The organism is Streptomyces sp. CGMCC 4.7035 (assembly GCF_031583065.1).
Taxonomy (GTDB): Bacteria; Actinomycetota; Actinomycetes; order Streptomycetales; family Streptomycetaceae; genus Streptomyces; species Streptomyces yaanensis.
Genome location: NZ_CP134053.1, coordinates 1,857,923 through 1,883,715 on the forward strand (window position 1 = coordinate 1,857,923; position 25,793 = coordinate 1,883,715).

Consider the following 25,793-nt stretch of genomic DNA (forward strand, 5'->3'; position numbering starts at 1 on the left):
GGTGTTTTGGTGAGGGGGGTGGTGCAGCGGACGATCAGTGAAGCAGACTGCCTTGGAGCTCGGCCCGCAGGTCGGGCGTGAGGACCGCGCCTGCGCGGTCGACCAGGAGTGCCATCTCGTAGCCGACGAGGCCGATGTCGCACTCCGGGTGGGAGAGTACGGCGAGCGACGAGCCGTCGGAGACGGACATCAGGAACAGGAAGCCGCGTTCCATCTCGACGACCGTCTGCGCCACGCTGCCGCCCTCGAAGATCCGGGAAGCCCCGGCCGTCAGCGAGGTGAGGCCCGAGGCCACGGCCGCGAGCTGGTCGGCGCGGTCGCGCGGGAAGCCTTCGGACATCGCCAGAAGGAGTCCGTCGGCGGACACGACGACGGTGTGGGACACCCCAGGGGTGTTGTCCACGAAGTTGGTGATCAACCAGTTGAGGTTCTGTGCCGCTTGGCTCATCTGGCTCAACTAACGCTCCTGCTGGTGAGTGGGGCTCGGGAAGCTGCCGGTCTGGCCTGTACCGGCCTGGCGACCCTGCGCGATACCCCGACGGAGATTGGTCAGCCGGCCGCGTACGTCATCAGGCGCACGCGAGACCTGCGGACCGGCGTGGTGCTGTTGCTGCTGAGCCGTGCCCGGAACGAGGTTCGCCCGGGGCACCCGGCGCGGCAGGCCGGAGGTGGTGATGCCGCCCGCGGCGGGCTGCCGCACGCGCTCGGCCTGGCGGACGAGCTCGTCGTTGGGCGAGGTGCGCCAGGCCGCGTTGGCGGCCGGACGCTGGTGAGCCGCGGGGGCCTGCTGCTGCGGGGCCTGCGGCGCGGAGCCGTTGCCCTGCTGTTGGCCGCCACGGAACCAGTTGGTCTCGAGCGTGTCGAACAGCGGCGTACGTCCGTCGCCGGGGTTCGCCGCCGGCGGCAGCGCCTCGGGCTCCTGACGACGCGGAGGCTGTGGGGCCGGCGGCCGGGAGGCGCCGTAGCCGTCGCCGCCCACCTGCGGCCGCTCGAACTGGCCGGTGGAGGAGGGGTCCTGGTGGTTTCCGTAGCCCGGCGCGGCGAACTGGCCCGTGCCGGAACCGTTGTAGCCCTGCGCGGCGAACTGACCGGTGGAGGACGGGTCCTGGGCGTGGCCGGGCGTCGGGAACTGGCCCGTGTTCTGGACGTGGCCGGCCGCGGGGAACTGCCCCGTGTCCTGACCGCGTCCGACCGCCGGGAACTGGCCCGTGTTCTGGACGTGGCCGACCGCCGGGAACTGGCCCGTGTTCTGGACGTGGCCGGCCGCGGGGAACTGCCCCGTGTCCTGACCGCGTCCGACCGCGGGGAACTGCCCCGTGTCCTGACCGCGTCCGACCGCGGGGAACTGCCCCGTGTCCTGGACGTGGCCGGGCGCCGGGAACTGGCCCGTGTCCTGGACGTGGCCGGGCGCCGGGAACTGACCCGTGTTCTGGACGTGGCTGGGCGCCGGGAACTGGCCCGTCGAGCCGCCCTGGTTGGCGCTGCCGAAGATGTCCGAGCGGACGAACTGGCCGCCGTTGTCCTGCGCGCCCGCGCCGGGGCGCGGGTCGTTGAAGTCCGGTCGCGGGAACTCCGAGGTCGAGGCCGGGCCCTGGCGGTCGTCGATGCGGGGCATCGGCGAGGTCGTGGACAGGGCGTCCGGCTCCTCGTGGCCGCGCGGGGTGTCCAGCGAGGCGCGCGGCACCGACGGCTGCGCGTTCTCGTCGCTCCAGCTCGGCGTGCGCTGCTGTGGGTTACCACCGGGCAGTTCGGCCCGCGCGCCGCCGCGGCCGGGGAGCTGCGGCCGACGCCGGCCACGGCCCTCCTTGGGCTGCTGCTGCGACTGCGGTGGTACGGCCGTGGGGGCGCCGCCGTCGCCGAAGCCGCCCTGGCGCGTGCCCGAGCCGCCGTCGCCGAAGCCGCCCTGGCGGGAGCCCGTGTCCTGGAAGGCCTGGGCCCCTTGCAGTCCCTGGGGACCGCCCTGTCCGAAGGCGCCGGCACCGGCACCCGCGCCCGCCGGAGCCGGCCGGCCCTGCTGCGGGGCGGCGGGGCCCTGCGGACCGCGCGGGGCGCCGGGACGGCCGCCCTGACCACTGCCAGGCAGCGCGGCGCGCGGACCCTGACCGGCACCCACCTGCCCGCGCTGCGGGGCGGCGCCGAGGCCCGGGCCACCGGTCGAACCGGTACCGAAGGACGAACCGCTCTGCTGGGCCTGGCGACGAGCCGCGGCCACGCCGGCGGCGGCCTGCGCGGCGGCGGGACCGCCGCTCTGCGGGGCGCCCTGGCCCGGCTTGCCCGGAGTGGGCTTCTTGCCGCCCTGGGCGACATCGACCGGGAGCATGACCAGCGCGGTCGTACCACCGGAGTCGGACGGGCGCAGCTGGATGCGGATGCCGTGGCGCTGCGACAGACGACCGACCACGAAGAGGCCCATGCGGCGGGAGACGGAGACGTCCACGGTGGGCGGCGCGGCGAGCCGCTCGTTGATCGCCGCGAGGTCCTCGGGGGAGAGGCCGATACCGGTGTCGTGGATCTCGATCAGCACGCGGCCGTCGGGCAGGGCGTGACCGGTGACCTTGACCTTGGTCTGCGGTGAGGAGAAAGAGGTGGCGTTCTCGAGCAGCTCGGCGAGGAGGTGCACGAGGTCGTTGACGACGCGGCCGGCGACCTCGGTGGTCGGGACCGCGGCCAGCTCGATGCGCTCGTACTGCTCCACCTCGGACGCGGCGGCGCGGAGCACGTCGACCAGCGGGACCGGGCGGGTCCAGCGACGGCCGGGTTCTTCACCGGCGAGAACGAGGAGGTTTTCACCGTTACGGCGCATACGCGTCGCGAGGTGGTCGAGCTTGAACAGCGAGGACAGCTGGTCCGGGTCGGCCTCGCGGGACTCCAGCTCGGAGATCAGCGACAGCTGGCGCTGGATAAGACCCTGGGAGCGGCGCGAGAGGTTGGTGAACATCGCGTTGACGTTGCCCCGCAGCAGGGCCTGCTCGGCGGCGAGGCGGACCGCCTCGCGGTGCACGTCGTCGAAGGCCGCGGCCACCTGGCCGATCTCGTCCCGGGAGTGCACACCGACCGATTCCACGGACGTGTCGACGTCCTGCGGGTCGGACTCGGACAGCTGCTTGACCAGCTCGGGCAGGCGGTCCTGGGCGACCTTGGTCGCGGTCTCCTGGAGCCGGCGCAGCGAGCGGATCATGGACCGGGCCACGACGAAGGCGCCGACGAGGGAGACGCCGAGGACGAGCAGGATCAGCGCACCGGAGATGATCGCCTCGCGCTCGGAGGCGCTGCGCAGCTCGCGGGCCTTCTGCTCCATCTCTTCGAGGAGCGTTCCCTCGATCTTGCGCATCTGCTCGATCTTGGCCGAGTCGTCGTCGACCCAGTCCTTGTACGAGCGCTTGTCCTGGCTCTTCATGCCGGCCGAGCTCTTGAGGACTCGGTCGGCGTACTTGTTGGCGGCCTCGATCGTCGGGCTGCCCTGGTCGACCGGCTTCGTCAGCTGCTCGGCGCCGTCGCCGTAGATGCCCCGGAAGCTCTCCAGTTCCGACTCCTGGCTGTCCAGGGCGGAGAGGGCGTACTGACGGTCGTTCTCGGAGAGGTCGCCGGGCGTGGTGTTGCTCGCCGGCAGGGCCGCCGCGATGACCGCGCGCTGCACCGATGCGTACTCCTTGGCGGTGGAGAAGGCCGCCAGGGCGCGGGTGCGCGAGATCATCTCCGGGTTGCTGGTGGCCTCCGCCATGTCCTGGGAGAGGCTGAGCAGTCCGGTGATCAGGCGGTGGTACGCCTCGACCGTCTGCGTGGAGTTCTTCGAGTCCTTGAAGGCGCTGGACCGGATGGCGCTGAGGTTCGACAGCTCGCTGGCGATGCCGGTGAGGCTCTCGGTGACGCCGGTGAGGTCGCCGCTGCTGGCGGAGTCGTCCACCTGCTGGGCGCCCTCGAGGAAGCTCTGCCTGGCGCGGTTGGTCCTGTCGCGGACGCCCTTGACCGTGTAGTCGGACGCCGACGCGCCGTGGGAGAGCGGTCCGGCGGACTGGTCGCGCTCCTCCTGGAGCGCCTGGGCCAGCTGCGTGGCCTGCTTGGTCATCTCCGTCAGCAGCTTCATGTTGTCGAGCTGCTGGATCTGGTCCACGTTGTCGCTGATGCGCAGGGCACCGAGCGAGGTGGCGGCGACCACGGGGAGCGCGAGCAGCGAGACCAGACGCGTCGAGATGCGCCAGTTCCGCAGTGCTATTCGCGGGCCGGGCCCGACCGGAGCGGTGGTCTTGGGTGGGGTGGGTGCCGAGGGCGGTGTGGGGGCCGCGGGCACGCCGGTGCGCCCGGGACGCTCGGCGACGCCACCGGACGGTGCCGGTCCCGGGTTCTGGGCGTGCTGGGGCGAGGAACCGCGGTCGGTCCCGCCGTGCGGCTCCGGCTCCGCCGAAGCGCTGCCATCCCTCTTGAAACGTCCCTGCACTAGCGTCGCAACCTCTGGACCAGGCGCCCCTCCGCGTGAACGGAGGGACGGTGTCGGCGTAGTAGAGGGGCGCCCTGAATGCGCTCCCCTGGTGGTCGTGAGTGACCGGCGCAGGCTCCCCCCTCACCGCCGCTGCTCGGCGCTGTTTGCGCCCTTGCGCGCCGGTGCGATCCCGCGGCGGTCCGTGGAATTCCAGCACAGTGCCGGATCTCCAACAAGGCCAACAGACCAGCCTGTGACCTTGGTGACACCTTGTGAGGGGTGCGTCACGAGACGTAGAGAGTGAGCTCGTACATAACGGGCGTATGCCCACGATTCATTCGAGTACGCCTGGTGTCCCAGTCGCCATGATCGGGAGCGGAATGCGGGCTTCAGTGGACCAATGTCCGTTTCGCCGCATCGGAGTATCGGTCCGAATTGACCCTTTTGCTTATTGGTCAGTGAGCAAACTCACACCCGAATCGAGCCCTCTTCATGGCTCCGACGGGGAATTGCATGTTTAGCCTGACGCTTTACAGGGATGGCGAATCCGACAACCCGCGCCCCCGCGACCGCCCTTGAGGCCCGCCCGGCGCCCGCAACGACGAGGTCACCTACAACAGTGAAGACCACGATGATGTTCCGCAACATAGCCAACCCGCGGCGGACGACGCTGGCGCACCTCGCCGACGCCGATGAGCTGCAGGCGCCGGCGACGCCGGAACACTCCGTCGACCTTCCCACCCAGACCGCCAATCCCAAGCGCACCGTCCTCATGGACGTCCCGGTTCAGTCCTCCGCCGCGGAGTAGTACGGGCAGCGGGCGGCGCTTTCTCAAGCGTGCCCGCAGGGCGAGAAAGCGATCGTCGCGACGCGCGCCCGCGCGGGACGCGGATGATCGCCGCGATGTGTGGCTCGCGGGACGAACAGTGATCTCGGCGACGCGTGCTCATGGAACGTACGAACGACGAGAAGTGATCGTCGCGACGCGCTCGCCCGGCGAGAGAGTGATTGCCGCGACGGGGCCGTCACGCGCACCCGCGGGTGCGTGATCGCATACGGCCCCGGCGGTGTCCGCTGTCATACGCGAGACGCTCGGCCCCCGGTAATGCGCGAGGCGCCCGCCCCTTGCCGCGTTAGCCTGGAGCGTCAGACTCCAGCCAGCTCAGTGAGGGGCGCAAGGATCCCGTGCGCATCGCCAGGTTCTCCATCGACGGGAACGTCGCCTTCGGCGTGGTCGAGGGTGACAAGCCGGACGAGCTCGTCCTCGACATCATCAAGGGCATCCCGTTCGCGGACTTCGAACTCTCCGGTACGAAGGTGCCGCTGAGCAAGGTCAGGCTGCTGCCGCCGGTGCTCCCCAACAAGGTCGTGGCCTTCGGCCGTAACTACGCCGAGCACGCCAAGGAACTGGGCAACGAGGTTCCCGACGCCCCGTTCGCCTTCTTCAAGCCGTCCACCTCGGTGATCGGCCCCGGCGACGAGATCGCGTACCCCTCCTTCTCCCAGGAGCTGCACCACGAGGCCGAGCTGGCCGTGGTGATCGGCCGTATGTGCCGCGAGGTCCCGCGCGAACGCGTCAAGGACGTGATCCTCGGCTACACCTGCGCCAACGACGTGACCGCGCGCGACGTCCAGCGGCGCGAGAAGCAGTGGGCGAGGGCCAAGGGCTTCGACACCTCCTGCCCGCTCGGCCCCTGGGTGGAGACCGACCTCGACCCGAGCGACCTCACCATCCAGCTCACGGTCAACGGGCAGCAGCGCCAGCTCGGCCGTACGAGCGAGATGATCCACTCGATCGAGGATCTGATCGTGAACATCACCGAGGCCATGACGCTGCTCCCCGGCGACGTGATCCTCACGGGCACCCCCGCGGGGGTCGGCCCCCTCAACGTCGGCGACGAGGTCGCCGTCACCATCGAAGGCATCGGCACTCTCACCAACAAGGTGATCAAGCGTGGCTAACGCGAACGTCCGCGTACGTTTCTGTCCGTCCCCGACCGGCAACCCCCATGTGGGCCTGGTCCGCACCGCCCTGTTCAACTGGGCGTTCGCCCGCCACACCGGCGGCACGTTCGTCTTCCGTATCGAGGACACGGACGCGGCCCGCGACTCGGAGGAGTCGTACGTCCAGCTCCTGGACTCGCTGCGCTGGCTGGGCTTCGACTGGGACGAGGGCCCGGAGATCGGCGGCCCCCACGAGCCGTACCGCCAGTCGCAGCGGATGGACATCTACAAGGGCGTCGCGCAGAAGCTCCTGGACGGCGGGTACGCGTACCACTGCTACTGCACCACCGAGGAACTGGACACCCGCCGCGACGCCGCCCGCGCCGCCGGCAAGCCGTCCGGGTACGACGGCCACTGCCGCGACCTGACCGCCGAGCAGGTGGCGGCGTACGAGGCCGAGGGCCGTACGCCGATCGTCCGCTTCCGTATGCCCGACGAGACGATCACCTTCACGGACCTGGTCCGCGGCGAGCTGACGTTCACGCCGGAGAACGTGCCGGACTACGGGATCGTCCGCGCCAACGGCGCACCCCTGTACACGCTGGTGAACCCGGTCGACGACGCCCTCATGGAGATCACCCACGTCCTGCGCGGCGAGGACCTGCTCTCCTCCACCCCCCGCCAGATCGCGCTCTACAAGGCGCTGACCGAACTGGGCATCGCCAAGTCCGTGCCCCAGTTCGGCCACCTGCCGTACGTGATGGGCGAGGGCAACAAGAAGCTGTCGAAGCGTGACCCCGAGTCGTCGCTGAACCTCTACCGCGAGCGCGGCTTCCTGCCGGAGGGCCTGCTCAACTATCTCTCCCTGCTGGGCTGGTCGCTCGCGGCGGACCGCGACATCTTCGCGATCGACGAGATGGTCGCCGCCTTCGACATCGCGGACGTGAACCCCAACCCGGCCCGCTTCGACCTCAAGAAGGCCGAGTCGATCAACGCCGACCACATCCGCCTGCTGGATGTGAAGGACTTCACAGAGCGCTGCCGGCCGTGGCTGAGGGCCCCGTTCGCCCCCTGGACGCCGGAGGACTTCGACGAGGAGAAGTGGCAGGCGATCGCCCCGCACGCGCAGACCCGCCTCAAGGTCCTCTCCGAGATCACGGACAACGTCGACTTCCTGTTCCTGTCGGAGCCGGTGTTCGACGAGGCCTCCTGGACCAAGGCCATGAAGGAGGGCAGCGACGCCCTGCTCCGTACGGCCCGCGAGAACCTGGACTCCGCCGACTGGACCTCGGCGGAGTCGCTCAAGGAGGCCGTCCTGGCCGCCGGCGAGGCCCACGGCCTCAAGCTCGGCAAGGCCCAGGCGCCGGTCCGCGTCGCCGTCACCGGCCGCACGGTCGGCCTGCCGCTCTTCGAGTCCCTGGAGGTCCTGGGCAAGGAGAAGACGCTGGCCCGCATCGACGCCGCGCTGGCCAGGCTGGCGGCCTGACACGGCCATGTGTGTGAGGGGCGGCACCCGAAAGGGTGCCGCCCCTCCGGCGTTCTCGGGCGGCGTCGCCGGAGCCGGGACCGGGCTTCCGAACCGACGGACACGGCCGCCGGCCCCGGGTTACCGTCGGACCATGAGCATCAGCGCCGTGGTCTGGGACGTCGACGACACCCTTTTCGACTACACCGCGGCGGACCGCGCCGGCATGCGCGGACATCTGGCGGCCGAGGGCCTGCTCGACGCGTACGAGACCGTGGAGCGTGCCCTGGCCCGCTGGCGGGAGATCACCGACCGGCAGTGGGCGCGATACGCCGCGGGGGAGACCTCCTTCGAGGGGCAGCGCCGCGACCGCGTACGGGTCTTCCTGGGCGAGGAGCTGACCGACGCCGAGGCCGACGCCTGGTTCCGGCGCTACCTGGACCACTACGAGGCCGCCTGGGCCCTCTTCCCGGACGTGCTGCCGGCCCTGGACGCCCTCGCCGCCAGCCACCGACACGCCGTGCTGTCCAACTCCAGCGTCGAGGTCCAGGAGTACAAGCTCCGTGCCCTCGGCGTCCGCGACCGCTTCGAGGCGGTCCTGTGCGCCGCCGAGCTGGGTGTTTCCAAGCCGGACGCGCGGGCTTTCCGCGCGGCCTGCGACGCCCTGGAACTGGCCCCGCACCAGGTCGCGTACGTCGGCGACCACCCGGAGATCGACGGAAGGGGCGCCGCCGAGGCCGGGCTGCTGTCCGTCTGGATCGACCGCGACGGGCTGTACGCGACCGGCGACGCGCCCCCCGGACCGCACCGGATCGCCTCCCTCGCCGAACTGCCCGCGGTACTCCACGCGGATAGTCGTTTTGGAGCCCCGTCCACCTTCAGGTAATGTTCTTCCTGCGCCGCCGGGGAGCGGGCCGAAAGGCCGGAAACCGGAGGCGCAAGCTAGAACAAGATCCCCTCAGGGGCTTGAGTTCCAGTGGCCTATGGTGTAATTGGCAGCACGACTGATTCTGGTTCAGTTAGTCTTGGTTCGAGTCCAGGTAGGCCAGCTCGCAGAGCTCATCTGCACCCGCGGATTCCATCCGCAAGCCCCCGTTGTGTAGCGGCCTAGCACGCTGCCCTCTCAAGGCAGTAGCGCCGGTTCGAATCCGGTCGGGGGTACAGATCCTTCCCGCGAAGGCAGTCAGGGTAGCTCCCACTGTCATCGCGTGGACAACATCCGGCTACCGCCGGGTGGGGATCGCTAGGGCCCCCGTTGTGTAGCGGCCTAGCACGCCGCCCTCTCAAGGCGGTAGCGCCGGTTCGAATCCGGTCGGGGGTACGAACTGGTCTAAACCACATTGGTCTATGGTGTAATTGGCAGCACGACTGATTCTGGTTCAGTTAGTCTTGGTTCGAGTCCAGGTAGACCAGCTCGGATCTGCGGAAACGTAAGATCCACGCCCCCGTTGTGTAGCGGCCTAGCACGCCGCCCTCTCAAGGCGGTAGCGCCGGTTCGAATCCGGTCGGGGGTACACAGTCGAAAGGGCCCTCCCTCGGGAGGGCCCTTTCGCATGCATCACTTGCCGCCGAACCGGCGGCGCGACTCCTCCGCCTCCGCCAGCCGGCGCAGACTGAGCAGCACCGGCTCGTACAGCACGGTCAGTGCCACGGCGGCCTCCACCTGCTCGTCCGCCGTGTCGTAGCGCTCCACCAGATCCAGGTCGGTGACGGCGATCCGTTCCATCGCGCGGGCGTAGGGCTCCAAGTCCTCGACGGCGCAGGGATAACCGAGTCGGGACAACGTGGCGATCGCGGTCACGAGCATCCCGTACGCGGGCGCGGTCGGTTCCCCGGACGGGCGGGGCGTGGATCCGTAGTTCCAGTCGAGACGGTTCAGCAGCGCGTCGGCGGTGTGCCGGGCCGCCTCGGTGGCCGGGTCGGCCTCGTCCGGCGCCGGACCGTGCGGCAGGGCCCATACGGCCGTACCCAGGCGCATGTTCCGGTCCAGGTCCTCGTCCTGGAGTGCGGCGAGCACCTCCCTGGCCGAGTTCACCGGGATCCGGCCCACCTGGATCAGCGCCCGTACCAGCCGCAGCCTTCGCAGGTGCTCCTCGTCGTACTCGGCCTGCGTGGCCGTGATCCGGCGACCGGGGTGCAGCAGTCCCTCCCGCAGGTAGTACTTGATCGTCGCCGTGGAGACCCCGCTGTGTGCGCTCAGCTCCGCCAGTCGCATTCCGTCCCGCACCCACTTTCCTCTTGCGCTCCGGGTTGGGTAGTGCCACTATCCAAGCATGGATAGTGGAGCTATCCAAGACAGGCTGCGGGCCGGACGAGGATCGAGTGGGGGAGATCATGAGTGGTAAGCCGATCGAAGGGCGCATGACCGCCGCGAGCGAGGGCGAGGTGGTCGTCTTCCATATCGGGATGCGGATCAACAGCTTTGCCGCGGTGCGCAGTTGGTGGCCGGTGGCCAAGGCCATGGGGCCGATGCTCGCGGAACTGGCACGGGACAAGGACAGCGGACTGCTCGGCTACAAGTCCCTGCTGGGCGGGGTGCGCGAGGTGTACCTGGTCCAGTACTGGGAGTCGAAGGAGAAGCTCCTCGCCTACGCCGCCGCGCCGGACAAGAACCACCGGCCGGCCTGGGCCGCTTTCAACCGGCGGCTGCGTGAGGGGAAGGGAAAGGTCGGCTTCTGGCACGAGACGTACATCGTGCCCGCCGGGTCCCATGAGTCGATCTATATGAACATGCCCGAGTTCGGCCTGGGCAAGGCCACGGGCGTGGTGCCGGTCGGCCGCCGGGGCGACCGCGCCGCCGACCGACTGCGGACATCCTGAGGGCGTCCGCCGCCCGTCGAAGTGTCACCGGGAGGGCCTGCCGCGGCGTTGAGGCGGGCCCTTTCCCGATCACGTACCGACGGGGGTGACGCTCAGCCGGAGCGGCGCAGCGCCTCGGAGAGGCGAGCGGCCGCGTCGATGACCGCCTGGGCGTGCATACGGCCCGGGTGGCGCGTCAGACGCTCGATGGGCCCGGAGACGGACACCGCGGCCACCACACGGTTGGAAGGGCCGCGCACGGGCGCGGAGACGGACGCCACGCCCGGCTCCCGCTCGCCGATGGACTGGGCCCAGCCACGGCGTCGCACGCCCGACAGGGCCGTCGCCGTGAAGCGCGCGCCCTGCAGACCCCGGTGCAGGCGCTCCGGCTCCTCCCAGGCCATCAGGATCTGCGCGGAGGAACCCGCCTTCATCGTGAGCGTCGAACCGACCGGGACCGTGTCCCGAAGGCCGGACAGGCGCTCTGCCGCGGCGACGCAGATGCGCATGTCGCCCTGGCGACGGTAGAGCTGCGCGCTCTCGCCCGTGACGTCCCGGAGGTGGGTCAGCACCGGGCCCGCCGTCGCCAGCAGGCGGTCCTCGCCCGCCGCTGCGGCCAGCTCGGCCAGCCGGGGGCCGAGAATGAAACGGCCCTGCATGTCGCGCGCCACCATGCGGTGGTGTTCAAGTGCCACGGCGAGACGATGCGCCGTGGGTCGTGCAAGTCCGGTGGCGCCGACCAGACCCGCGAGGGTGGCCGGACCGGACTCCAGGGCGCTCAGGACCAGGGCTGCCTTGTCCAGAACGCCGACGCCGCTACTGTTGTCCATGCAACGATACTCACGTCTCACTCTGTGAAACGCAAGTTCAATTTTCCGTGGAACGCGCCACCCTGGAAGTCATGGCGGCCCGTGGACCGACGGGCCCGGCGGCAGACACCCGGAAACAGGGGTACGGGCGCCGCTCCTCAAGATCTCTAGTTGGGTCGGTGCACTCTTTGCCGGCCGAAGGGAAAGCGATGGGTAGGACACTCGCGGAGAAGGTCTGGGACGACCATGTCGTCCGGCGCGCCGAGGGCGAGCCCGACCTCCTCTACATCGATCTGCACCTGCTGCACGAGGTGACCAGCCCGCAGGCCTTCGACGGGCTGCGCAAGAGCGGTCGGCAGGTGCGCCGGCTCGACCTCACCATCGCGACCGAGGACCACAACACCCCCACCCTCGACATCGACAAGCCCATCGCGGACCCGGTCTCCCGGGTGCAGCTGGAGACGCTGCGCAAGAACGCCGCGGAGTTCGGCGTCCGACTGCACCCGCTGGGCGACGTCGAGCAGGGCGTTGTGCACGTCGTCGGCCCGCAGCTGGGTCTGACCCAGCCGGGCACGACCGTCGTCTGCGGCGACTCCCACACCTCCACGCACGGCGCCTTCGGCGCGCTGGCGTTCGGCATCGGCACCTCCCAGGTCGAGCATGTGCTGGCCACCCAGACGCTGCCGCTGGCCCGCCCGAAGACCATGGCCATCACGGTCGACGGCGAGCTGCCCGAGGGCGTCACCGCCAAGGACCTGATCCTGGCGATCATCGCCAAGATCGGCACCGGCGGCGGCCAGGGCTACATCCTGGAGTACCGCGGCTCGGCCATCGAGAAGCTCTCGATGGAGGCCCGGATGACCATCTGCAACATGTCGATCGAGGCCGGCGCCCGCGCGGGCATGATCGCCCCCGACGAGACCACCTTCGCGTACCTCAAGGGCCGTCCGCACGCCCCCGAGGGCGCCGACTGGGACGCCGCGGTCGAGTACTGGAAGACGCTGCGCACCGACGACGACGCGGAATTCGACGCCGAGGTCCACATCGACGCGGCCTCCCTCTCGCCGTTCGTCACCTGGGGCACCAACCCCGGCCAGGGCGCGCCGCTTTCGGCGTCGGTCCCCGACCCGGCTTCGTACGAAGACGCTTCGGAGCGTCTGGCCGCCGAAAAGGCCCTGGAGTACATGGGGTTGGAGGCCGGGCAGCCGCTGCGCTCCATCAAGGTGGACACCGTCTTCGTAGGTTCCTGCACCAACGGCCGCATCGAGGACCTGCGCGCCGCCGCCGCGATCCTCAAGGACCGCAAAGTCGCCGACGGCGTACGGATGCTGGTCGTCCCGGGCTCCGCGCGCGTGGGCCTCCAGGCCGTCTCCGAGGGCCTGGACGTGGTCTTCAAGGAGGCCGGCGCCGAATGGCGGCACGCGGGCTGTTCGATGTGTCTCGGCATGAACCCGGACCAGCTGGCCCCGGGCGAGCGCTCCGCGTCCACCTCCAACCGCAACTTCGAGGGCCGGCAGGGCAAGGGCGGGCGTACGCACCTGGTCTCGCCGCAGGTCGCCGCCGCCACCGCGGTCATCGGCCACCTGGCCTCCCCGGCCGACCTGTCCGACGTCCCCGCGCCCGCTGGAGTCTGAGAGTCATGGAAGCATTCACCACGCACACCGGCCGGGCCGTCCCGCTGCGCCGCAGCAACGTCGACACCGACCAGATCATCCCCGCCCACTGGCTCAAGAAGGTGACCCGCGACGGGTTCGAGGACGGGCTGTTCGAGGCCTGGCGCAAGGACTCGTCCTTCATCCTCAACCAGCCCGAGCGGGAGGGTGCGACCGTCCTGGTCGCAGGCCCCGACTTCGGCACCGGCTCCTCCCGTGAGCACGCCGTCTGGGCGCTGCAGAACTACGGCTTCAAGGCGGTCATCTCCTCCCGTTTCGCCGACATCTTCCGCGGCAACTCGCTCAAGAACGGCCTGCTCACGGTCGTCCTGGAGCAGAAGATCGTGGACGCGCTGTGGGAGCTCACGGAGAACGACCCGACGGCTGAGGTCACTGTGGACCTTGAGGCGCGTGAGGTGCGCGCCGAGGGCATCACCGCCGCCTTCGAGCTGGACGAGAACTCCCGCTGGCGGCTGCTGAACGGCCTGGACGACATCTCCATCACCCTCCAGAACGAGGCCGACATCGCCGCGTACGAGGCGGGACGCCCCTCGTACAAGCCGCGGACGCTCCAGGTCTGACACCCGGCCCCCAGGAGGGCTGGTTTCGGCCACCGCAAAACGCTCTGTACCCCCAATCGTGGATGGTTGGGGGTACAGCCGTATCTGCCCCCGGATGAGTCCGGCGCGCCGCCTTGGGGGCTTCAACTCACCTGGTTACAACGGACTTTGCCGGGGAGCGTGCGCTTCGGTGCCGTGAGGCGCCGAGGAGACCGGAAGGCCTCCCGGAGACGGCAGTTGCCCCCAGCGCAGGCGACAACTCGCCCCAGATGGCACAATCTGTGCATGGACAACGACGGCCAACTCGAGCTCTATACGGCGGTCGCGGCCCAACTCAAGGAAGCGCACGCAAGCGTGCGCGCACTGCAAGTCCCGGAGGGCGTACGGATGGCGCTGACCCGGAAGCTGCTGGTCATTACGGCCGCGGCCAAGCACGATCCCGCCGAAGCGACCAGGCGTCTGGAGCGGTTCATGACCGACCTCGACCAGGAGCGATTCCCGGAAGAGGAACTCTGAGACGGTCGAGTCCGCTGCGGCACAAGGGTGATAAGCCCGTTTCGTGTTTGATTTGCGGTATATATCTGCCTAACGTGCGAAAAAGCTTGAACACTTTCGTTCTGGCGATGTCTCCGAAGGGGAAGACGTGAACAAGGCGCAGCTCGTAGAAGCGATTGCCGACAAGATGGGCGGCCGCCAGCAGGCTGCCGATGCTGTCGACGCGGTCCTGGACGCCATCGTCCGCGCGGTGGTCGGAGGCGACCGGGTTTCGGTCACCGGCTTCGGTTCGTTCGAGAAGGTCGAGCGTCCGGCCCGTTATGCCCGCAACCCCCAGACGGGCGAGCGGGTTCGGGTCAAGAAGACCTCTGTGCCGCGCTTCCGTGCCGGTCAGGGCTTCAAGGACCTGGTGAGCGGCACGAAGAAGCTGCCGCGTGGTGGTGAGGTCGCCGTCAAGAAGGCGCCCAAGGGCAGCCTCCAGGCAGCCGGCGCCGCGGCCACGGTCAAGAAGGCCGCGGCCAAGAAGGCCGCGAAGAAGGCAGCGCCCGCGAAGAAGGTCACCGCGAAGAAGGCCCCCGCCAAGAAGACGACGGCGGCGGCCAAGAAGACCACTGCGAAGAAGGCCCCCGCCAAGAAGACGACGGCGGCCGCCAAGAAGACCACGGCCAAGAAGGCCACCGCCAAGAAGGCTCCGGCGAAGAAGGCCCCGGCCAAGAAGTCCTCGGCGCGTAAGACGACCGCCAAGAAGACCACCGCCCGCGGCTGACCGGGGCGCACAGGCACTCACGCGCCGGGCCGGGCTCCCAGGGGGAGCCCGGCCCGCGGTCTGTCCGGTGGCGCTCAGAACGTATGCAGGGTCACCAGCGTGATGCGCCGGGCGTCACCCTCGCCCTCCACCTCGATCCGCACCCGTTGCCCTGGACGCAGCAGCCTGAGCCCACCCGCGTCGAAGGCCTGGGCGTCGAAGGGGACGGGAGTGCCGTCGTCGAGCAGCACCTGACCGGTGCGGGTCTCGGGATCGTAGGTGTACGCGGTCGCCTGCATGAAGGCAGCCTATCGACCGCCTCGCGCGCCTTCCCGGGCCGCCCACCGACGCCCCTGGAGGGGCCCCTACGCCGCCAGTCGCCCGGCCGGCCGGGATGAGCAGTCGTGCCGCCGCAGCGAGTTCCGTCGCGGGGCCTGGAGGGCTCTCGCGTGCCGTCAGGTGCCCGGTTGGCCCGGGATGAGCAGTCGTGCCGCCGCTGCTGCCGTGCGCGGGCCCACGCCCAGTGCCAGCGCCGCGCGCAGGTCGTCGCCGGTGTCCACGTCCTGGCGTACGGAGTCCACCGCGTCGAGGGTGAGTTCCACCGCCCCCGAGGCGCGATGCCGCGCCCGCGAATCCATGCCGAAAGCCGGCCGCAATTCCCGGCCCGGGGCCGCCGCCAGCAGCGTCGTACCGATTCCGGCGGCGTCGGGCAGAAAAGCGCGCGGGAATTCGGCGCCCGCATCGAGGACCCGGGCCAATTCGACGGCGCGCAGCGCGGGAAGATCGGCGTTGAGCGCCGCCACGGCGCCGTCGGGGCGCAGCCGCCGTACGGCCGTCGCCCCGTGCGCGAGCGCGGCGTTCAGGCCGCCCGCCGGCTCGTCCGGGACGATCAGGGCGCCCAGGGTCGCGAGCTCCCGACCGGCGAGCGGGTCGTCCGTGACGACTGCCACATCACGCACCGCCGGGCAGGAGAGCGCCGCGGCCACCGTGTCCTGCGCGAAGGCGAGGGCGAGCCCCGGACGCAGTCCGTCCGTCGCGGTGTCCGAGAGCCTGCTCTTGGCCCGCGCCAGGGCTTTCAGAGGTACGACCACAGTCCACTGCACGAGCGCTCCGTCCCTGTCTTGTCGCGTCCATTGTCACCCGGCCCGCGACAGGATCCCCATGGCCCGCCCGGCGGCTCTTGCGGCGGGGCGTACGGTGTTCTCGACAGACGGGCGGCCCGGGGCGACACTTGTGCGGCCCACAGCCCCCAACCCAGTGCCAGGCCCCGTGCCGGGTCCCTAGAGGAAGGTGTCCGCGTGCCCCGCCGCAGAATCGGCTTCTGGTACCGCTTCGCAGCGGTCCTCTGCAAACCGCCGCTGGTGGTTCTGCTCAAGCGGGACTGGCGCGGAATGGAGAACATTCCGGCCGAAGGCGGATTTATCACCGTGGTGAACCACAATTCCCATGCGGACCCCTTCGCCTACGCGCACTATCAGTACAACACCGGACGGGTTCCGCGATTCCTCGCGAAGAGCGGCCTTTTCAAGAAGGGATTCGTCGGCGCCACCATGCGCGGCACCGGGCAGATCCCCGTCTACCGCGAGAGCACGGACGCGCTCAGCGCCTTCCGGGCCGCGATCGACGCCGTGGAACGGGGCGAGTGCGTCGCCTTCTACCCCGAGGGCACCCTCACCCGGGACCCGAACGGCTGGCCGATGACCGGCAAGACCGGTGCCGCTCGCGTCGCCCTCCAGACCAAGTGCCCGGTGATCCCTGTCGCCCAGTGGGGTGCCAACGAACTGCTGCCGCCGTACGCCAAGAAGCCCAACCTCCTTCCGCGCAAGACCCACCACGTGCTCGCGGGCCCGCCCGTGGACCTCACGCGCTTCTACGACAGGGAGATGTCCCCCGACCTCCTGAAGGAGGCGACGGAGGTCATCATGGCTGCCATCACCCGCCAGCTGGAGCAGATCCGCGGCGAGAAGGCGCCCGAGAAGCCGTACGACCCGCGCGAGGTGCGCATCGAGCAGCGCCGCCGCTCCGCCGCACAGGAGACGGCACGGCAGAAGGAGGGCCAGGGCAAGTGAGCAAGCCGGTCAAGGCGGCCGTCTTTGGTACGGGATCGTGGGGGACGGCCTTCGGCATGGTGCTCGCCGACGCCGGGTGCGAGGTCACGCTGTGGGCTCGCCGCGCCGAACTCGCCGAGGCGGTCAACTCCACCCGTACGAACCCGGACTACCTGCCGGGCGTCGAACTCCCCGAGAACCTGCGGGCCACCACGGACCCCGCCGAGGCCGCGCGCGACGCCGACTTCACGATACTCGCGGTCCCCTCGCAGACCCTGCGCGGGAATCTCGCCGAATGGTCGCCCCTGCTCGCGCCCCACACGGTCCTGGTCTCCCTGATGAAGGGCGTCGAACTCGGCTCCGCCATGCGGATGAGCGAGGTCGTCGAGGACGTCGCCAAGGTCGCCCCGGAGCGCGTCGCCGTCGTCACCGGACCCAACCTGGCCCGTGAGATCGCCGCCCGCATGCCGGCCGCAGCCGTGGTCGCCTGCACCGACGAGGCCGTCGCACAGGGGCTTCAGGCGGTGTGCCACACGCCGTACTTCCGGCCGTACACCAACACCGACGTCGTCGGCTGCGAACTCGGCGGCGCGGTCAAGAACGTCATCGGCCTGGCGGTCGGCATCGCCGACGGCATGGGCCTCGGCGACAACGCCAAGGGCTCGCTCATCACCCGCGGCCTCGCCGAGACCACCCGCCTCGGACTCGCCATGGGCGCCGACCCGCTGACCTTCTCCGGACTCGCGGGCCTCGGCGACCTGGTGGCCACCTGCTCCTCGCCGCTGTCGCGCAACCACACCTTCGGAACCAACCTCGGCAAGGGCATGACCCTCCAGGAGACCATCGCGGTCACCAAGCAGACCGCCGAGGGCGTCAAGTCCTGTGAGTCCGTGCTGGATCTGGCCCGCCGGCACGGCGTCGACATGCCCATCACGGAGACGGTCGTCGGCATCGTCCACGAGGGCAAGCCGCCGGTGGTCGCGCTCAAGGAGCTGATGTCGCGCAGCGCGAAGGCCGAACGACGCTGAGCGAACGCGCGCGCCCCTTCGGCCCACTCGCGGGGGCGCACGCTGCTTCAGGGCACTACCTACGGGTACTCTCATCGCGATATGAGCACCGAGAACCTCCCCCAGAGCCCTGAGCAGCAGCCGCCTCGCAAGCCGCGTGTAGCCGTTGTCTTCGGCGGCCGCAGCTCCGAACACGGGATCTCCGTCGTCACCGCCGGTGCGGTGCTGCGCGCCATCGACCGGACGAAGTACGACGTGCTGCCGATCGGCATCACCCGGGACGGCCGTTGGGCGCTCACCGCCGACGAACCGGAGCGCATGGCGATCATCGACCGCCGGACGCCCGAGGTCGAGGAGCTCGCCGAGTCCCAGGAGGGCGGCGTCGTCCTGCCCGTCGACCCCGCGAGCCGTGAAGTCGTCTACACCGAGCCCGGTTCGGTGCCCAAGGCGCTGGGCGAGGTCGACGTCGTCTTCCCCGTGCTGCACGGCCCGTACGGCGAGGACGGCACCCTTCAAGGCCTCCTGGAGCTGTCCGGCGTGCCCTACGTGGGCGCGGGCGTGCTCGCCTCGGCCGTCGGCCAGGACAAGGAGTACATGAAGCGGGTGTTCACCTCGTTCGGGCTCAAGGTCGGCCCGTACGTGGTGATCCGACCGCGTGAGTGGGAGCGCGACGAGTCCGCCGCCCGCAAGAAGATCATCGACTTCGCGGGCGAGCACGGCTGGCCGCTGTTCGTGAAGCCCGCGCGCGCGGGTTCGTCGATCGGCATCACCAAGGTCGACGACCTCGCGGGCCTCGACGAGGCGATCGCGGAGGCCCAGCGGCACGACCCGAAGATCATCGTGGAGGCCGCGGTGCGCGGCCGCGAGATCGAGTGCGGCGTCCTGGAGTTCGAGGACGGTCCGCGCGCCTCGGTGCCCGCCGAGATCCCGCCGCCGGACGCGCACGCGTACTACGACTTCGAGGCGAAGTACATCGACTCGACGCCCGGCATCGTGCCCGCGCCCCTGACCGACGAGCAGACCGCCGAGGTCCAGCGGCTCGCGGTGGAGGCGTTCGAGGCGACCTCCTGCGAAGGCCTCGTCCGCGCGGACTTCTTCCTCACCGAGGACGGGGAGTTCGTGATCAACGAGATCAACACCATGCCCGGCTTCACGCCGATCTCGATGTACCCGCAGATGTGGCAGGCGAGCGGGATCAGCTACGGCGAGCTCGTGGAGCGCCTGATCGGGGCGGCGCTGCGGCGGTCGACCGGACTGCGCTGAGGACCGTGCGGCTCAGAAGGCGATCCCCTTGGGGATCGCCTTCTTGATGGCAGGCGCCAGATCGACGAGCGGTCCCAGGCCGTCGCCCGTGCGCGCCTTGGGAAGGCTCACCTCGACATACGCCTTCCGCAGTGTCGTGGTGAAGCGGAACGAGTCGTCGTTCCGCTTCTCCAGGAGCCAGCCGACGCCGTTCGCCTCCACGCCGTCCGCCTCCGAATCGTCCATCTCGGAGGGCCTTGTGACACCGCAGCGCAGTATGATCGCCGGGCCTCCCCAGCCCGCCGTCAGCGCGGACCGGGGCTCTGGATCGTTCCGCTCGAGGCCGCTCACCTTCCGCGGCAGCACCTTGTCCAGGTTCTGGCACAGCTTCGCGACCTGCGCGTCCGGGCTGGGAACCGCGGCCGACGGGCTGTCGTCGCTTGAGGAACAGCCCGCCGTCGCGATCAACAGTGCGATGACGGGCAAGCCGAGGAGCCGGTGATGGAAGAAGACCACCGGCCAAGGGTAGACGGGGGCTACAGATGCACCACCGGGCAGGTCAGGGTGCGGGTGATGCCGTCCACTTGCTGGACCTTGGCGACCACCATGCGGCCCAGTTCGTCGACGGTGTCGGCCTGGGCGCGCACGATGACGTCGTAGGGACCCGTCACGTCCTCGGCCTGGATGACCCCAGGGATCTTGCTGATCGTCTCGGCGACGGTCGACGCCTTGCCGACCTCCGTCTGGATCAGGATGTACGCCTGTACCACGGAACCTCCAGGGCGGCCACGAGGATCATGTGGGGAGAAGGGACGCCACGGTATCGCGTCGCCGCTCGTCACGGGGAGACCCGCGGGGGCTGTGGCGTGAGCGCCGGGGAACACCGGCGACACAAGTTGACGGTCGACTCGACCGTACCGAGGACCATGACGGCTCGCGACCGGGCGCGGCAGGCAAGAGAAGGGGACGAACGACGATGAAGGGCACCGTGGGCGAGCTGGGCGAGTTCGGGCTCATCAGGGAGCTCACCTCCCGGCTCACCACCACCCCGGCGGTCCGGGTCGGCCCCGGCGACGACGCGGCGGTGGTGGCCGCGCCCGACCGCAGGGTGGTGGCGAGCACCGACATCCTTCTGGAGGGCCGGCACTTCCGCCGCGACTGGTCCACGGCGTACGACGTGGGACGCAAGGCGGCCGCGCAGAACCTCGCGGACATCGCCGCCATGGGCGCCGTGCCGACCGCGCTGCTGCTCGGTCTGGTCGTCCCCGCCGAACTGCCCGCCGCCTGGCCCACCGAGATGATGGACGGCCTGCGCGACGAGTGCCAGGTCGCGGGCGCGGCCGTGGTCGGCGGGGACGTCGTGGGCGGCGACACGATCATGATCTCGATCACCGCGCTCGGCGATCTGCGCAACCACGAGCCCGTCACCCGGGCCGGTGCCCAGCCCGGCGACGTGGTCGCCGTCACCGGCTGGCTGGGCTGGTCCGCGGCCGGGTACGCGGTGCTCTCCCGCGGCTTCCGCTCGCCGCGCGCGTTCGTCGAGGCGCACCGGCGCCCCGAACCGCCGTACCACGCGGGTCCGGCCGCCGCCGGACTCGGCGCCACCGCGATGTGCGACGTCAGCGACGGGCTCATCGCCGACCTCGGCCACATCGCGGAGGCGAGCAAGGTCCGGATCGACATCCGCTCGGGCGCCATCGACATCCCGTCCCAGATGAACGACATCGGGCAGGCCGTGGGCGTCGACCCCATCCAGTGGGTGCTCACCGGCGGCGAGGACCACGCGATCGTGGCGACCTTCCCGCCGGACGTGAAGCTGCCGGCCCGCTGGAAGGTGATCGGCGAGGTGCTCAACCCGTCGGCGCTGCCCCAGGTGACGGTCGACGGGGCCCCGTGGACCAGCAAGGGCGGCTGGGACCACTTCGGGGACATCGAGGGGTAGGGCGCTCCAGGGGGGCATCTCAGGGGCGGGAGCGCCTGGTTGCCCGGCTGTCCGGCCGTGGCCGTGCGCCCCGGCCGGTGCCCTCACGCCGGGTACTCCGGCAGTTCGATGTCCGTCGCCGCCTTCTCCGTCAGCCGCTTGAAGAAACCGGCGAGGGGGCGCGAGCTGAGCAGCCGGTACATCCGGTCCCGGCTGCGGATCCGCCACTCGGTCGCCGGGGCGAAGAACGGGCCCGCGTTGCCGGAGATCTTCTGGCAGCCCTTGGCGAAGTCCCGGATGCGTGCCTCGTACGCGGCGAAGGCCGTGCGGTGGTCGCCGCCGGCGAGGGCGAGTTCGCCGGCCAGCACGTACGAGCCGACGACCGCCACACCCGTGCCCATACCGCCCATGGTGGCGCCGTACCCGGCGTCCCCGAGCAGCACCACGCGCCCCTTGGTGAGGCGGTCGACATGGATCTGGGCGATCGCGTCGAAGTACAGATCGTCGGCGGCCTCCAGGGCCTTGAGCACCGCCGGCGCCTCCCAGCCCATCCCCGCGAACCGCTCGGCGAGGATCCTCTTCTGCGCGGTGACGTCCCGGCGGTCGTACGTCAGCCGCTCGGAGCGGAAGACCAGCAGCGCGCCCGCACGGTCCGGGTCGCCGTCGTAGTTGCCGATGACGACCGCGCGGCCCGGCTCGCTGTAGACGCGTCCGGTGCGGTCCAGGCCCAGGTGGTTGGGGATGTCGAAGCCGGCCACGTAGTGGTCGAAGAACCTCAGGTAGCGGGACTCGTCGCCGAAGGCCAGGCTTCGGGTGTGCGAGTGCAGGCCGTCCGCGGCGACGACGAGGTCGAAGCGGCGGGGCGCGCCGCGCTCGAAGGTGACGTCCACGCCGTCGGTGGTCTCGGTGAGCGTGGCGATGGAGTCGCCGAACACATACTCCACGCGGTCCTTGGTGCGCTCATACATGATCCGCGCCAGGTCGCCGCGGAAGATCTCCACGTCCCCGCTCATCATCTCGGCGGGCAGGTCGACGCGCGGGGTGCCGTCGGCGCTCACGACGGTCTGCCGACCCATGTGGGTCTGGTGGGTGTGGATCTCGTCCCAGATGCCCATCGCGGTCAGGACGGTGCGGTGGACGTGCCCGCGGAAGTCGACGGCGAAGCCGCCCTCACGCAGGGCGGGCGCCTTCTCGACGACGGTGACGCGGGCGCCGTACCGGGCGAGGTTCAGGGCGGCGGCGGGTCCGGCGACGCTGGCGCCGGAGACGAGGACGTTCAGGTGGCTGAGGTCGTGTGTGTTCGTCATGGGAAGGAGCTTCGAGGGCGGCGCTGACCGTGCGCCTACCGTTCGCTGACCGCCGCTGACCGCAGACGTCGTCCCTGGTCGAAGGCCTCCTCATACGCTTCGGGGGACAGCCTTTCGCGCGTTGCCTCCCGGGTGCGTACGACATCGGGGTCGCCCAGGAGCGGCGCGCCCCGCAGGGCCGTGCCGGCGCCCAGGAGGACGGCCGCGCGCTCGGGGGACTCGGCGACGGACGCCAACGCCTCGGCGGTCTCGGCGAGTTCGAGCACGCCCGGTCCCTCCGCGGCGAGGCGGGCGGCCTGCCCGAACCAGTCGCGGGCCTCCTCCGCCCGTCCCTCGGCCGCGGCCGTGCGGCCGAGCCCGATGAGGATGCGCACGCTCTCGCCGACGCTGAACCAGTTCGCGGCGCACGTCTGAAGGGCCTTTTCGTACTGCACGCGCGCGTGGGCCGTGTCCCCGGAGAGCCGGGCCAGGTCACCGAGGCCGCGCCGCGCGCTCGCCACCTTGTCGGGGACACCGGCGGCGCGGGCGAGGGCGGCCGACTGCTCGAAGTACGCGGCCGCCGCCTCGACGTCGCCGCGGTGCAGCAGTACCACTGCCTTGGAGCGCAGCAGGTCCGCGGTCTCCTCCGGCGCGTCCAGCTCCCGCACGTGGGTCAAGCCCTCGTCCAGCAGCTCCAGGGCGCGCTCGTGTTCGCCGCGCCAGTCGGCGAAGGCGCCCAGCGGATCGAGACAGTTGGCCATGCCCCAGCGGTCGCCGCTCGCCCGGAAGCCGGTCAGGGCGCGGGCGAAGCCGGCCTCGGAGGCGGCGGGGCTGCCCGCGAACTGCGCCTGGTAGGCGGACCCCAGGTCCAGCAGCGCGCTGCCCCACGGGTCGTCGCCGAGCTGGACGGCCCGCAGTTCCGTGTCCGCGGAGAGCAAAGGGCCCCCGGTGAGCGCCCAGAGGACCATCACGAACGGCAGCCGCAGCGGCCTGTCCAGAGAACGTATGACCTCGGCCACGCGCGCGATGCGGCCGGGTCCGGCCGGGTCGTCGCCGCGCCCGGTGATCGTGTTCATCGCGCACAGGGCGTACTCCTCGGCCAGCCCCTCGGGCGGCTCGTCGCCGACGGCCGCGAGCAGCGCGCGGGCGACGGGCTCCTGCTCGCCGTGCGGGCCACGCAGCCGCCAGAACCAGGACAGATGGGCCATGAGGCGCAAAGCGTCCCTGGGAGCCGTGGAGACGAGGTGGCGCAGGGCCGCGTCCAGGTTGCCGTGCTCCGCGGTCAGCCGGGCCAGCCAGGGCAACTGCTCGCCACTGCGGAGATACGGCTCCGCCCGCTCGGCCAGCCCCCGGTAGTACGCGGCGTGCGCGTCCCGCAGCCGCTCCTGCTCGCCCGCCTCCACCAGGCGCTCGGTGGCGAACGCGCGGATGGTCTCCAGCATCCGGTGGCGCCCGTCGGCCACCTCCAGGAACGACTTCTCGGCCAGCGAGGCCAGCAGGTCCTCCGGATACGGCACCCCGCACACCGCCTCGACCGCGTCGAGCGTGGCGCCCCCGGAGAACACGGACAGCCGACGGGCCAGTTCCCGCTCCTCCTCGTCCAGCAGGTCCCAGCTCCACTCCACGACCGCACGGAGGGTGCGGTGCCGCGGTGCCTTGGTGCGGTCGCCCCGGGACAGCAGCCGGAACCGGTCGCCCAGGCGGTCGGCCAGCTCGTCCGGGGTCAGCGTGCGCAGCCGGGCCGCGGCCAGCTCGATGGCGAGCGGCAGCCCGTCGAGCGCGGCACAGACGTCCTCCACGCGCGCGTGCCCCTCGAAACCGGGCCGCACCGCGCGTGCCCGGTCCAGGAAGAGCCGCACGGCGTGCTCGGGCGGCAGCGGCGGCACCGGGCACAGCACCTCGCCCGTGATCCCCAGGGCCTCGCGTCCGGTCGCCAGGATCCGTACGCCGGGACATGAGCCGAGGACGAGCGCGGCGATCCGCGCCGCGTCCTCGACGACGTGCTCGCAGTTGTCGAGCACCAGCAGCAGCTCGCGGTCCTCCAGGGCGGCGAGCAGCCGTTCCGTGGCGTCCGTGGCGGGCCCGCGGAACCCGTCGCGCACGCCGAGCGCGGCGAGAACGGCGTACGGGATACGGGAGCCGTCGGTGACGGGGGCGAGCTCGACCAGGCGGACGTCGGGGGCGGCGGCGTGAGCGTGCGTGGGGGCGTTTGCGCGGGCGTCCGAAGGGTTCGTGCGAATGTCTGCGGTTGAGGCGGTGCCCCCGCGAGGGGCTGCGTGTGAGGCGGCTCTCGCGCGATCGTGCGCGGCTGAGGCGGCCCTTGCGTGAGCATGCGCGGCTGAGGCGGTCCCTATGTGAGCGTGTGCCGCCGAGGCGGTCCTCGTGCGAGGTTCTGCGTCTGCGGTCGCGTTCACGTCGGCGCCCGCGTGAGCGCCGGCGCGGCCCTCGGCATATCTGCGTGCCGCCTCCGTCGCCAGGCGGGTCTTGCCCGCGCCGCCCGGGCCGGTGAGCGTGACCAGCCGGGTGTCGGGCGCGGCGAGGAACGCGTCGATGCGGGCGAGCTCCGGAGCGCGGCCGATGAAGCGGGTGAGCTGCGCCGGCAGACGGGCGCCCTGGGCGGGACCCGTGCCGCGCAGAAGCTCCTGGTGGAGGGCGGACAGCTCGGGTGAGGGATCGGTGCCGAGCTCGTCGGCGAGTGTGCGGCGGGCCTCTTCGTACACCGTGAGCGCCTCGGCGGGCCGTCCGCCCGCGTGCAGGGCCCGCATCAGCAGTTCGTACAGCCGCTCGCTCAGCGGGTGCGCGGCGAGCAGTTCGCGCAGTTCGGGTATGAGCCCGGCGCCGGAACCGAGGGCGAGATCCGCCTCGACACGGTCCTGTACGGCGGCGAGCCGCAGCTCTTCGAGGCGGGTGCGCTGGGCCTGGGCGGCGGGAAGGTCGGCGAGGGCCGGGCCGCGCCACAGGGCGAGTGCCTCCCGGAGTGCGGCCGCGGCCCCCCGGTGGTCACCGTGGGCGAGGGCCGAGGAGCCCTCGCGGGCGAGCCGCTCGAAGCGGTGGGCGTCCACGGTGTCGGGAGCGACCGGGAGGCGGTAGCCGGTGGGGGTCGCCTCGATGTCCGTGTGCGGGCTCAGCCGCTTGCGGAGGCGGGAGATCTGCGACTGGAGGGCGTTGGCCGCACCCGCCGGCGGCTCCTCGCCGTACAGGCCGTCGGTGAGGCGCTCCAAGGAAACGGTCCGCCCGGCGTCGAGGAGCAGCAGCGTCAGGAGGGCACGAGGACGGGGGCCGCCTGGATCGAGCGGGGTGTCGTCTTCGGTGCGGACGTCGAGGGGGCCGAGGATGCCGAAGCGCATGCGGCGGATTCTGACAGGCCGTGGCCATCCGGGCACAGCAAAAAGCCGGTCCACGC

General features: G+C 70.9%; 23 protein-coding genes and 5 tRNA genes. 18 read left to right on the forward strand and 10 right to left on the reverse strand.

What is annotated here, in order from left to right:
* Nucleotides 1-34: 34 nt before the first annotated feature.
* Nucleotides 35-448, reverse strand: a complete 414-nt coding sequence (locus Q2K21_RS07800; protein ID WP_037624995.1) for a roadblock/LC7 domain-containing protein — start codon at nucleotides 446-448, stop codon at nucleotides 35-37.
* 9 nt (nucleotides 449-457) lie between these two features.
* Nucleotides 458-4,435, reverse strand: a complete 3,978-nt coding sequence (locus tag Q2K21_RS07805; RefSeq protein ID WP_310767568.1) for a nitrate- and nitrite sensing domain-containing protein — start codon at nucleotides 4,433-4,435, stop codon at nucleotides 458-460.
* 601 nt (nucleotides 4,436-5,036) lie between these two features.
* On the opposite strand from Q2K21_RS07805, the gene Q2K21_RS07810 reads away from it, so the two are divergent.
* The 9 genes from Q2K21_RS07810 to Q2K21_RS07850 all read left to right on the forward strand — a co-directional run bounded on the left by Q2K21_RS07810 (nucleotide 5,037) and on the right by Q2K21_RS07850 (nucleotide 9,340).
* A complete protein-coding gene (locus tag Q2K21_RS07810; RefSeq protein ID WP_310767571.1) occupies nucleotides 5,037-5,225 on the forward strand; it encodes a hypothetical protein in 189 nt (62 codons plus the stop codon).
* A gap of 377 nt (nucleotides 5,226-5,602) precedes the next feature.
* On the forward strand, nucleotides 5,603-6,379 hold the full coding sequence (locus Q2K21_RS07815; protein ID WP_310767574.1) for a fumarylacetoacetate hydrolase family protein: 777 nt from the start codon (nucleotides 5,603-5,605) through the stop codon (nucleotides 6,377-6,379).
* Nucleotides 6,372-7,847 carry a glutamate--tRNA ligase gene (gltX, locus tag Q2K21_RS07820; protein WP_310767577.1) on the forward strand — a complete coding sequence of 492 codons (1,476 nt, stop codon included), beginning with the start codon at nucleotides 6,372-6,374 and terminating at the stop codon, nucleotides 7,845-7,847. The genes Q2K21_RS07815 and gltX overlap by 8 nt, the downstream gene beginning before the upstream one ends.
* Nucleotides 7,848-7,980: 133 nt before the next feature.
* Entirely contained in the window at nucleotides 7,981-8,712 is a 732-nt protein-coding gene (locus Q2K21_RS07825; RefSeq protein WP_310767579.1) for an HAD family hydrolase, read from the forward strand.
* Nucleotides 8,713-8,803: 91 nt separating this feature from the next.
* A tRNA-Gln gene (locus tag Q2K21_RS07830) sits at nucleotides 8,804-8,875 on the forward strand.
* 39 nt (nucleotides 8,876-8,914) lie between these two features.
* Nucleotides 8,915-8,987, forward strand: a tRNA-Glu gene (locus Q2K21_RS07835).
* 87 nt (nucleotides 8,988-9,074) lie between these two features.
* Nucleotides 9,075-9,147, forward strand: a tRNA-Glu gene (locus Q2K21_RS07840).
* Nucleotides 9,148-9,167: 20 nt separating this feature from the next.
* A tRNA-Gln gene (locus Q2K21_RS07845) sits at nucleotides 9,168-9,239 on the forward strand.
* A 28-nt stretch (nucleotides 9,240-9,267) separates the two neighbouring features.
* Nucleotides 9,268-9,340, forward strand: a tRNA-Glu gene (locus tag Q2K21_RS07850).
* 44 nt (nucleotides 9,341-9,384) lie between these two features.
* On the opposite strand, the gene Q2K21_RS07855 is transcribed toward Q2K21_RS07850, so the two are convergent.
* A complete protein-coding gene (locus tag Q2K21_RS07855) occupies nucleotides 9,385-10,041 on the reverse strand; it encodes a MerR family transcriptional regulator (protein WP_310780692.1) in 657 nt (218 codons plus the stop codon).
* A 119-nt stretch (nucleotides 10,042-10,160) separates the two neighbouring features.
* On the opposite strand from Q2K21_RS07855, the gene Q2K21_RS07860 reads away from it, so the two are divergent.
* Nucleotides 10,161-10,646 (forward strand): DUF4188 domain-containing protein, encoded by a 486-nt coding sequence (locus Q2K21_RS07860; RefSeq protein WP_310767583.1) that lies wholly within the window; start codon nucleotides 10,161-10,163, stop codon nucleotides 10,644-10,646.
* 92 nt (nucleotides 10,647-10,738) lie between these two features.
* On the opposite strand, the gene ndgR is transcribed toward Q2K21_RS07860, so the two are convergent.
* Nucleotides 10,739-11,455 (reverse strand): IclR family transcriptional regulator NdgR, encoded by a 717-nt coding sequence (gene ndgR / locus Q2K21_RS07865; RefSeq protein WP_009320373.1) that lies wholly within the window; start codon nucleotides 11,453-11,455, stop codon nucleotides 10,739-10,741.
* 188 nt (nucleotides 11,456-11,643) lie between these two features.
* On the opposite strand from ndgR, the gene leuC reads away from it, so the two are divergent.
* The 4 genes from leuC (at nucleotide 11,644) to Q2K21_RS07885 (ending at nucleotide 14,907) form a co-directional block, all read left to right on the forward strand.
* Nucleotides 11,644-13,068: a 3-isopropylmalate dehydratase large subunit gene (gene leuC, locus Q2K21_RS07870; RefSeq protein ID WP_310767597.1), complete on the forward strand. Its 1,425-nt coding sequence runs from the start codon at nucleotides 11,644-11,646 to the stop codon at nucleotides 13,066-13,068.
* 5 nt (nucleotides 13,069-13,073) lie between these two features.
* A complete protein-coding gene (gene leuD / locus Q2K21_RS07875) occupies nucleotides 13,074-13,667 on the forward strand; it encodes a 3-isopropylmalate dehydratase small subunit (RefSeq protein ID WP_310767600.1) in 594 nt (197 codons plus the stop codon).
* 264 nt (nucleotides 13,668-13,931) lie between these two features.
* On the forward strand, nucleotides 13,932-14,162 hold the full coding sequence (locus Q2K21_RS07880) for an SCO5555 family protein (RefSeq protein ID WP_310767603.1): 231 nt from the start codon (nucleotides 13,932-13,934) through the stop codon (nucleotides 14,160-14,162).
* A gap of 127 nt (nucleotides 14,163-14,289) precedes the next feature.
* The gene (locus tag Q2K21_RS07885) at nucleotides 14,290-14,907 is read left to right on the forward strand and encodes an HU family DNA-binding protein (protein ID WP_310767606.1); all 618 of its coding nucleotides are present in this window, start codon (nucleotides 14,290-14,292) and stop codon (nucleotides 14,905-14,907) included.
* Between the two features lie 74 nt (nucleotides 14,908-14,981).
* Here the strand turns inward: Q2K21_RS07885 and Q2K21_RS07890 are convergent, their stop codons facing one another.
* Nucleotides 14,982-15,185: a hypothetical protein gene (locus tag Q2K21_RS07890; protein ID WP_310767609.1), complete on the reverse strand. Its 204-nt coding sequence runs from the start codon at nucleotides 15,183-15,185 to the stop codon at nucleotides 14,982-14,984.
* A gap of 156 nt (nucleotides 15,186-15,341) precedes the next feature.
* On the reverse strand, nucleotides 15,342-15,989 hold the full coding sequence (gene cofC / locus Q2K21_RS07895; protein ID WP_310767612.1) for a 2-phospho-L-lactate guanylyltransferase: 648 nt from the start codon (nucleotides 15,987-15,989) through the stop codon (nucleotides 15,342-15,344).
* A 195-nt stretch (nucleotides 15,990-16,184) separates the two neighbouring features.
* Here cofC and Q2K21_RS07900 point away from each other — a divergent pair, with 195 nt between their 5' ends.
* The 3 genes from Q2K21_RS07900 to Q2K21_RS07910 all read left to right on the forward strand — a co-directional run bounded on the left by Q2K21_RS07900 (nucleotide 16,185) and on the right by Q2K21_RS07910 (nucleotide 19,204).
* Nucleotides 16,185-16,955, forward strand: a complete 771-nt coding sequence (locus Q2K21_RS07900; protein ID WP_310767616.1) for a lysophospholipid acyltransferase family protein — start codon at nucleotides 16,185-16,187, stop codon at nucleotides 16,953-16,955.
* On the forward strand, nucleotides 16,952-17,962 hold the full coding sequence (locus Q2K21_RS07905; RefSeq protein ID WP_310767618.1) for an NAD(P)H-dependent glycerol-3-phosphate dehydrogenase: 1,011 nt from the start codon (nucleotides 16,952-16,954) through the stop codon (nucleotides 17,960-17,962). The genes Q2K21_RS07900 and Q2K21_RS07905 overlap by 4 nt, the downstream gene beginning before the upstream one ends.
* Nucleotides 17,963-18,043: 81 nt before the next feature.
* Nucleotides 18,044-19,204: a D-alanine--D-alanine ligase family protein gene (locus Q2K21_RS07910; protein ID WP_310767621.1), complete on the forward strand. Its 1,161-nt coding sequence runs from the start codon at nucleotides 18,044-18,046 to the stop codon at nucleotides 19,202-19,204.
* Nucleotides 19,205-19,216: 12 nt separating this feature from the next.
* Here Q2K21_RS07910 and Q2K21_RS07915 read toward each other — a convergent pair whose 3' ends face one another.
* Both Q2K21_RS07915 and Q2K21_RS07920 read right to left on the reverse strand, forming a co-directional pair.
* The gene (locus Q2K21_RS07915) at nucleotides 19,217-19,699 is read right to left on the reverse strand and encodes a DUF3515 domain-containing protein (RefSeq protein ID WP_310767624.1); all 483 of its coding nucleotides are present in this window, start codon (nucleotides 19,697-19,699) and stop codon (nucleotides 19,217-19,219) included.
* A gap of 20 nt (nucleotides 19,700-19,719) precedes the next feature.
* Nucleotides 19,720-19,953: an Lrp/AsnC family transcriptional regulator gene (locus Q2K21_RS07920; RefSeq protein WP_028802415.1), complete on the reverse strand. Its 234-nt coding sequence runs from the start codon at nucleotides 19,951-19,953 to the stop codon at nucleotides 19,720-19,722.
* A gap of 206 nt (nucleotides 19,954-20,159) precedes the next feature.
* Between Q2K21_RS07920 and Q2K21_RS07925 the strand changes: the two genes are divergently transcribed.
* Entirely contained in the window at nucleotides 20,160-21,125 is a 966-nt protein-coding gene (locus Q2K21_RS07925; RefSeq protein WP_310767643.1) for a thiamine-phosphate kinase, read from the forward strand.
* Nucleotides 21,126-21,208: 83 nt separating this feature from the next.
* Here Q2K21_RS07925 and Q2K21_RS07930 read toward each other — a convergent pair whose 3' ends face one another.
* Both Q2K21_RS07930 and Q2K21_RS07935 read right to left on the reverse strand, forming a co-directional pair.
* Nucleotides 21,209-22,411: an FAD-dependent monooxygenase gene (locus Q2K21_RS07930; protein WP_310767645.1), complete on the reverse strand. Its 1,203-nt coding sequence runs from the start codon at nucleotides 22,409-22,411 to the stop codon at nucleotides 21,209-21,211.
* Between the two features lie 35 nt (nucleotides 22,412-22,446).
* Nucleotides 22,447-25,737 (reverse strand): AfsR/SARP family transcriptional regulator, encoded by a 3,291-nt coding sequence (locus tag Q2K21_RS07935; protein ID WP_310767649.1) that lies wholly within the window; start codon nucleotides 25,735-25,737, stop codon nucleotides 22,447-22,449.
* Nucleotides 25,738-25,793: the final 56 nt, after the last annotated feature.